The sequence below is a fragment of the Actinotalea sp. genome (assembly GCF_041597215.1).
Taxonomy (GTDB): Bacteria; Actinomycetota; Actinomycetes; order Actinomycetales; family Cellulomonadaceae; genus Actinotalea.
Genome location: NZ_JBFHHB010000158.1, coordinates 1 through 7453, shown reverse-complemented (window position 1 = coordinate 7453; position 7453 = coordinate 1). Strand labels below are relative to the sequence as shown.

Below are 7453 nucleotides of genomic sequence, written 5' to 3'. Positions count from 1 at the left end.
TGCATGGGTCGGTCCCCTGGTCTCGATCTGCACGCTGATCTCGACCTCGTCGACGGCCAGGCCCGCGCCGAAGTGCTCATGGGCCACGTGCACGACGTTGCCCCCAGCCCCCGCCAGCTCGGCGAGCAGGCCGGCGAGCCGGCCGGGGTGGTCGTCGATGCGCACGCGCAGGTGCAGGTAGCGACCGGCGGCGACGAGTCCGTGGCGGACGACCCTGAGCAGGAGCAGCGGGTCGATGTTCCCCCCGGAGAGCACGACCACTGCGGGCGTCTCGATGGGCCCGAACCCCGCCATCAGGGCGGCGACCCCCGCGGCCCCTGACGGTTCGACGAGCATCTTGGACCGCTCGGCCACCAGCAGCAGGGCTCGTGACAGGTCCCCTTCGCTGACGGTGCGCACCTCGACCCCGCGGTGGGCGAGCAGCGCGAAGGGCACGTCCCCCGGACGCGCGACGGCGATCCCGTCGGCCATCGTCGACATCGCCGTGGCGGCGACCGGGTGCCCCGCCCGCAAGGACTCCGGGTAGGCCGCGGCCCCGGCGGCCTGCACCCCGATCACCTGCACCTGCGGCTGGTCGGCCAGCGACACCGCGATACCCGCGGCGAGCCCGCCACCGCCCACCGGGACCACCACGGTCCGGACATCGGGGACCTGCGCAAGGATCTCCCGGCCGACGGTCCCCTGACCGGCGACGACGTCGACATGGTCGAAGGGGTGGATGAGCACCGCCCCCGTGCGTCCCGCATGGTCGCGCGCCGCGACCAGGGCCTCGTCGACGCTCGTGCCCACGTGCACCACGCGCGCCCCGTACTCGGCGGTGGCCGCCACCTTCGGCAGCGCGGCACCGACCGGCATGTACACGGTGGACTCGACGCCGAGCAGGCCGGCCGCGAGCGCGACGCCCTGGGCGTGGTTGCCCGCACTGGCCGCGACGACGCCTCTGGACCTCTCCTCCTCCGAGAGCCGGGACATCCGGACGTACGCGCCACGGATCTTGAACGAACCGGCGCGTTGGAGGTTCTCGCACTTGAGGAGCACGGGCCCGCCCAGCCGCTCGGCGAGCACCCTGCTGCTCACCACCGGGGTGAGCATCGCGACACCGTCCAGCACCCGCGCCGCGCGTTCGACGTCGGCGGGGGTCACCGTTGGTGCGGCGGGAGCGGCGGTCACCGGGCGTCGATCGCGGTCGCTGTGGCGGTCTCCTCGCCGCCCGGCTCCCCGTCCGGCGCGTCGGCGGTGCCGTCGAGAACGCGCATCCTCGACGCGAGCCCCTCCGCGTCGGTGCCCAGGTCGGGGAACTTGTCCCGGCCGTGCAGGTAGAGCACCACGGTGTTGAGCGTCGCCACGATCGGCACCGCGAGCAGGGCACCGACGATCCCCGCGCTGAGCGAGCCAGCGGTCACCGAGAGGAGCACGGCGACCGGGTGCAGCGAGACGGCGTGGCCGAGCAGCAGCGGCTGGAGGACATGGCCCTCGATCTGCTGCACGGCCAGCACGATGACGAGCATGACCAGAGCCGTGCCCAGTCCCTGGTCGACCAGGGCGACGAGCACGGCGATGGCACCGGTCGCGACCGCCCCGACGAAGGGGATGAAGCTCGCGAGGAACACGAGTACCGCGAGCGGGACGACGAGCGGTATGCCCAGGATCAGCGCCCCGAGCCCGATGCCGACCGCGTCGATCAGGGCCACCAGGATCTGGGTGCGGGTGAAGGCCGAGAGGGTCACCACGCCTCGGCGACCGGCCTCGTGCGCCTGGGCGCGGGAGCCGGCCGGGAGCAGCCGCACGAGCCATGCCCAGACGAGCGGTCCGTCCTTGAGGAAGAACAGCAGGGTGAACAGGGTGATGAGGGTCCCTGCTGCGACGTGACCGATGGTGGAGGTCAGGCTGAGCGCGCCGGTCACCAGGCTGCTGCTGTTCGACTGGAGCTGGTCGGTGATCTCCCCGAGGTAGCTGTCGATCTGCGCCTGGTCGAGCCCGAGCGGGCCGTCGGCGAGGTAGCTGACGAGCTGGTCCAGTCCGGCCCCTGCCTGACCCCACAGGTCGGCGAAGCCCTTGACGATCTGGTTCCCCGCCACCGTCAGCAGGCCGGCGACCAGGGCGACGAGCGCCACGACGGCGAGGGCGGAGGCCGCACCGCGCCACAGCCGCAGGCGGCGGACCATCCAGTCCACGACGGGGTTGAGCAGGACGGTGAGCAGGGTCGCGAGCACCACGGGCACCCAGATCACCTCGCCGACGGCGAGCAGCGCGACGAGCACCCCCAGCGCCAGGGTCACGATCAGGATCCGCCACGACCAGGCGGCGGCCAGCCGCATCGACCGCGGGATGGACAGCAGGACGTCGTCGGTCCGGGCAGGCACGGGAGGTGGCGTGTCAGCGGTCACGAGCACAGGGTAGGCGCTGGGGCCCACCCGAGGGGGCCTGCGGGAACAGCCGGTGGCGACCGGGTGTTGGGCCTGCTGAGGAGGCCCCATGTTCGATTCCCTGTTCCGCACCACGATGGTCACCCCCGAGCGGGCCCTGCCCGGCCGGGACGACTACCCCTACTCCGTGCCGTCGACGCATGCCGTCCTCGGCACCTCCCTCGCCGGCCCCTGGCCCGAGGGCACCGAGGTGATCCACCTCGCACTCGGGTGCTTCTGGGGCGCCGAGAAGGAGATGTGGCAGCTTCCGGGAGTCGTCACGACGGCGGCCGGCTACCAGGGCGGCTTCACCCCGTTCCCCACCTACGAGGAGACGTGCACCGGGCGCACCGGGCACACCGAGACGGTGCTGGTCGCCTACGACCCGACGGTGCTGCCGACCACCGAGCTCCTCCGCCGGTTCTGGACCCTGCACGACCCGACCCAGGGCTTCCGGCAGGGCAACGACCGCGGCACCCAGTACCGCTCGGCGATCTTCACCACGACCGACGAGCAGCATGCGGCGGCGCTGGCGACCCGTGAGGTGTACGCCCCCGAGCTGCGTGAGCACGGCTACGGGGAGATCACGACGGAGATCCGCCCGGTCGCCGGTCCCGGTGGCGCCGGCCCGTTCTTCTACGCGGAGGACTACCACCAGCAGTACCTGCACAAGGTGCCGAACGGCTACTGCCCCGTGCACTCCACCGGCGTGGCCTGCCCCCTACCCTGACCGTTCGGTGGGTGCGACTCCTCCCTGAGTCGTACCCACCGCGTCCCGATGATCATCCTGGCGACGGTCCCGCCCTGCAGCACGCGGCCGTAGCGTCCTCCCCGAGCCATTCGAGGAGGATCGATGATTCAGGCAGAGCACCTGAGCAAGAGGTACGGGGCCACCACCGCGGTCGACGACGTGTCGTTCACGGTTCGACCGGGCCAGGTCACCGGGTTCCTGGGCCCCAACGGCGCGGGGAAGTCCACCACCATGCGCATGATCGTCGGGCTCGATCGCCCGACGGCGGGCCATGTCACCGTCAACGGCAGCGCCTACGCCCAGCACCAGGCACCCCTGCACGAGGTCGGCGCCCTTCTCGAGGCGAAGTCCGTGCACCCCGGGCGCAGCGCCTACCAGCACCTGCGAGCGCTCGGCGCGACGCACGGTATCGGCGCCAGGCGCGTCGAGGAGGTCATCGCCCTCGCCGGGCTCGAGTCCGTCGCCCGCAAGCGGGTGGGCGGCTTCTCGCTCGGCATGGGCCAGCGCCTCGGCATCGCGGCGGCGCTGCTGGGCGATCCGCACACCGTCATGCTCGACGAGCCGGTCAACGGGCTCGACCCGGAGGGCGTGAAGTGGGTCCGCACCCTGGTCCGGCACCTCGCAGGCGAGGGGCGGACCGTCTTCCTGTCCTCGCACCTGATGAGCGAGATGGCCCTGACCGCCGATCATGTGATCGTCCTGGGCCGCGGCCGGATCATCGCCGACGCCCCGATCCAGGAGCTCATCGACCGTGCCTCGCACGGAGCGGTGACCGTCCGCACCCCGCAGGCCGAGCAGCTCGCCGGGCTGCTCCAGCGCAGCGGGGCCACCGTGCACTCGGCCGAGGCCGGCGTGCTCGAGGTCGTGGGCCGCACCGCCGAGGAGGTCGGCGAGGCGGCCGCCGGCTCCGGGATCGTCCTGCACCAGCTCGTCACCCAGCAGTCCTCCCTCGAGGAGGCCTACCTCCAGCTCACCGCCGACGAGGTCGAGTACCACTCGGGCCCCGTCGACGCTTCCCCCACCCCCTCCGGCGCGACAGCGCCCCTGACCGGGAGCACCGTGCGATGACCACCCTGACCACCACCCCCGTGTCGACCGGCGGGCACGCCCGTCGTACGTCTCCCACCGGCTCGGTGACCTTCCCCCGCGTGGTGCACGCGGAGTGGATCAAGTTCCGCTCCGTGCGTGCCACCCCGTGGACCCTCGGCATGACGGTGCTCTCCATGGTCGGCATCGCCGTCCTGGCGGCCTGGGGCACGAGCTCCCTCGCCGAGGATCCCGGAACGATGTCAGCACTCGACACGGTGCAGATCCTCACCGCCGGCTGGTTCATCGCGGAGATCACCGTCGTGGTCCTGGCGGTGCTCTCGGTGAGCGGGGAGTACAGCACCGGGATGATCCGGTCCTCGATGACCGCGGTTCCGCGGCGCGTCCCGGTGATCCTGGCCAAGGCGCTCGTCGTGGCGATCGCCTCGGCGCTCACCACGGTCCTCGCCCTCGCGCTGGCCTGGCTCGCCGTCCAGCCGTGGGCGGGCTCGCTCGGGCTGAGCCTGGACCTCGGCGACCCCGACGTGCTGCGCGTCCTGCTCGGCACCCCGCTGGTCCTGGCGACCGTCGCGCTCCTGGCCCTGGCGGTCGGTGCCCTGCTGCGGAGCCCCGCGGCGGCGCTGGCGACCGTGCTGGGCGTGCTGCTCGTGGTGGAGAACGTGCTGAGCCTCCTCCCGTTCGTCGTCGTGCAGCGCATCGCCGTCTTCATGCCGTCCAGCGCGGGCACACGACTGCTCCAGACCCCCGAGACCCTCGCCTTCCTCAACGAGAACCCCGACACCCCCGACCTCTCCGCCTGGCAGGGCTACGGGGTCCTGGCGATCTGGGTGGTCCTGCTCCTGGGGCTGGCGCTGACCCTGCTGCGCCGCCGCGACGTGTGAGCCGGACGGCCGAGGCCTCCGGGGACGGCCGCGAGGTCGTCCCCGGAGGCCGGCGCGTTCCCGGCGCATGGGACAGTGAGCCGGTGCCCGACATGCCCCAGGCGACCTCCGTCGCAGCCGCGCCGCCCCCGGCCGTGACCTCTGCCTACCCGGACATCGCGACCGAGCTCACCGTGCGCAGGCTCGGACCGGTGCGGCGGTACTTCCTTCGGCACCCGGTCGTGATGGACCTCCTGGTGATGCTCGTGTTCCTGCTCGGGGTGATCTCCCCGGCGGGGACCTTCGGGACCTCCGAGCAGGCCGTGGCACACGGGGCCCTCGTCGCGGTGGGGACGGTGCTGCTCTTCTGGCGCCGACGCCGACCCGTTCTCGTCGCCGTGGCGATGATCACCCTGGCGGCGGTCGCCCCGCCCGCCACCGGCACGATCGGGAACACCACCATCGGCCTGGGTCTCGTCGTCTACGCCGTCGCCGCCTCGAGGCCACCGCGGATCGCCTGGCTGGCCCTCGCGGCCGCGCTGCTGGTCCCCGCCGGCCCTGTCGTGCTCTGGGAGCGCGCCACCACCGACGCCTCCCGGTTCGAGGCAGCGGTGAGCGCCGGGGTGGAGATGACCCTTGTCGTGCTCATCGGCCTGTCGATCGGCACAGCGGTGCGCGGCCGACGTCTGCACGTGGCCGAGCTCATCGCCGGTTCGGAGCGCCTGCGCCGGGAGCGCGACCAGCAGGCGCTCATCGCCCGCGCCGCCGAACGCAGCCGGATCGCCCGCGAGATGCACGACGTCGTCACGCACAGCCTCTCGGTGATGGTCGCCCTCGCGGATGGTGCCGGGGCAGCCCTGGACCGCTCCCCCGAGGCCAGCCGCGCCGCGCTCAACGAGCTGTCCGCCACCGGACGCACCGCACTCGCCGACATGCGCCGCGTGCTGGGTGTGCTCGACGGCGACGGCGCACCGCTGGAACCGCAGCCCGGACGGCTCGACCTCGACGTCCTGGTCGAACGCTTCCGCGCAGCAGGTGTGCCGGTGGTCACCGACGGGCTGGGGACCGACCTCCCCCAGGACCCCGGACTCCAGCTCACCGTGTACCGCGTGGTCCAGGAGGCCCTGACGAACACCTTGCGCTACGCCCCCGGGACGCCGCGCGCGGAGCTCTCGATCCGCCGCGACGAGCAGGGAGTCGAGGTCGAGGTGGTCGACCTCGGCGCAGGCCGGCCCGTGACGGACCCTGCGGGGACGGGCAGGGGCCTGATCGGGATGGCGGAACGGGCCGGCGTCTACGGCGGCTCCGTGACCAGCGGTCCCTGGCGTGGCGGATGGCGCGTGCTGGCCGTGCTGCCGTGGAAGGCTGAGGCCCGATGACCACCGTCCTGCTCGTCGACGACCAGGCGCTGCTGCGCATGGGGCTTCGGCTCGTCCTGGAGGCCCAGGACGACGTGACCGTCGTCGGCGAGGCCGCGGACGGGGAGTCCGCCCTCGGACAGGTCCGCGCGCTGGACCCCGACGTCGTCCTCATGGACGTCCGGATGCCCGGGATGAACGGGATCGACGCCACCGCCGCGATCGTCGCCGCGCACCCGCGTACCCGGGTCCTCATCCTCACCACCTTCGACCTGGACGAGTACGCCTTCGCCGCTCTGCACGCCGGGGCGAGCGGCTTCCTGCTCAAGGACGCACCTCCCGCCGAGCTCGTCTCGGCGATCCGCACGATCGCGGGCGGGGACGCCGTCGTGGCCCCCCGGGTCACCCGTCGGATGCTCGAGCTCTTCGCCGACCGGATGCCCACCGCCGCAACACCCGACGGCCCGAGCGACGACCCGCGGCTCGCGAGCCTCACCCCGCGGGAGATGGAGGTCCTGCGCGCGATCGCCGAGGGCCTGTCGAACCTGGAGGTCGCGGAACGGCTCGTCCTGTCCGAGACGACCGTCAAGACCCATGTCGGTCGGGTGCTGGCCAAGCTCGGGGTGCGGGACCGCGTGCAGGCGGTCGTGCTGGCCTACGAGACAGGTGTGGTGCGCCCCTCCTGAGAGGGACGCACCACAGGACCTGCTCCGCGCGCCGGGCGGGTGGCCCGGACGCGCAGCGGTGGATCAGCGGTGGCGGGTGCCGACGACGTCCACGACGAAGACGAGGGTGTCCGTGCCACCGATGCCCGCCTGGGGCATCCCGCGCTCGCCGTAGCCGAGGTGCGGCGGGATCGACAGCAGGAGGCGGGAGCCGACCTGCTTGCCGACGATGCCGTCGTCCCAGCCGCCGATGACGGCACCGACGCCGATCGGGAAGGAGATCGAGGAACCGCGGTCGTAGGAGTTGTCGAACATCCGGCCGGCCCAGATCTGGCCGAAGTAGTTCACCTCGAGGTCGTCACCGGCC

At 72.7% G+C, this 7453-nt stretch carries 8 protein-coding genes; 5 read left to right on the top strand and 3 right to left on the bottom strand.

Features of this window, described 5'->3' with window-relative positions:
* Positions 1-1092, bottom strand: a 1092-nt coding sequence (gene ilvA, locus ABWK99_RS11300) for a threonine ammonia-lyase (protein ID WP_372594803.1), incomplete at its 3' end; no start/stop codon positions are given.
* A 74-nt stretch (positions 1093-1166) separates the two neighbouring features.
* The gene (locus tag ABWK99_RS11295; RefSeq protein ID WP_372594801.1) at positions 1167-2387 is read right to left on the bottom strand and encodes an AI-2E family transporter; all 1221 of its coding nucleotides are present in this window, start codon (positions 2385-2387) and stop codon (positions 1167-1169) included.
* Between the two features lie 88 nt (positions 2388-2475).
* Between ABWK99_RS11295 and msrA the strand changes: the two genes are divergently transcribed.
* The 5 genes from msrA (at position 2476) to ABWK99_RS11270 (ending at position 7107) form a co-directional block, all read left to right on the top strand.
* Complete coding sequence (gene msrA, locus ABWK99_RS11290; RefSeq protein WP_372594800.1) at positions 2476-3135, top strand: peptide-methionine (S)-S-oxide reductase MsrA; 660 nt, start codon at positions 2476-2478, stop codon at positions 3133-3135.
* 123 nt (positions 3136-3258) lie between these two features.
* Positions 3259-4224, top strand: coding sequence for an ABC transporter ATP-binding protein (locus tag ABWK99_RS11285; protein ID WP_372594799.1), 966 nt, complete (start codon positions 3259-3261; stop codon positions 4222-4224).
* On the top strand, positions 4221-5084 hold the full coding sequence (locus ABWK99_RS11280; protein ID WP_372594798.1) for an ABC transporter permease subunit: 864 nt from the start codon (positions 4221-4223) through the stop codon (positions 5082-5084). Before ABWK99_RS11285 ends, ABWK99_RS11280 begins: the two co-directional genes overlap by 4 nt.
* A gap of 92 nt (positions 5085-5176) precedes the next feature.
* Positions 5177-6442 carry a sensor histidine kinase gene (locus tag ABWK99_RS11275; RefSeq protein WP_372594802.1) on the top strand — a complete coding sequence of 422 codons (1266 nt, stop codon included), beginning with the start codon at positions 5177-5179 and terminating at the stop codon, positions 6440-6442.
* Positions 6439-7107, top strand: coding sequence for a response regulator (locus ABWK99_RS11270; protein WP_372594797.1), 669 nt, complete (start codon positions 6439-6441; stop codon positions 7105-7107). The genes ABWK99_RS11275 and ABWK99_RS11270 overlap by 4 nt, the downstream gene beginning before the upstream one ends.
* 63 nt (positions 7108-7170) lie before the next feature.
* Here the strand turns inward: ABWK99_RS11270 and ABWK99_RS11265 are convergent.
* Positions 7171-7453: FKBP-type peptidyl-prolyl cis-trans isomerase (locus ABWK99_RS11265; RefSeq protein WP_372594796.1), on the bottom strand; the 283-nt coding region annotated here is incomplete at its 5' end.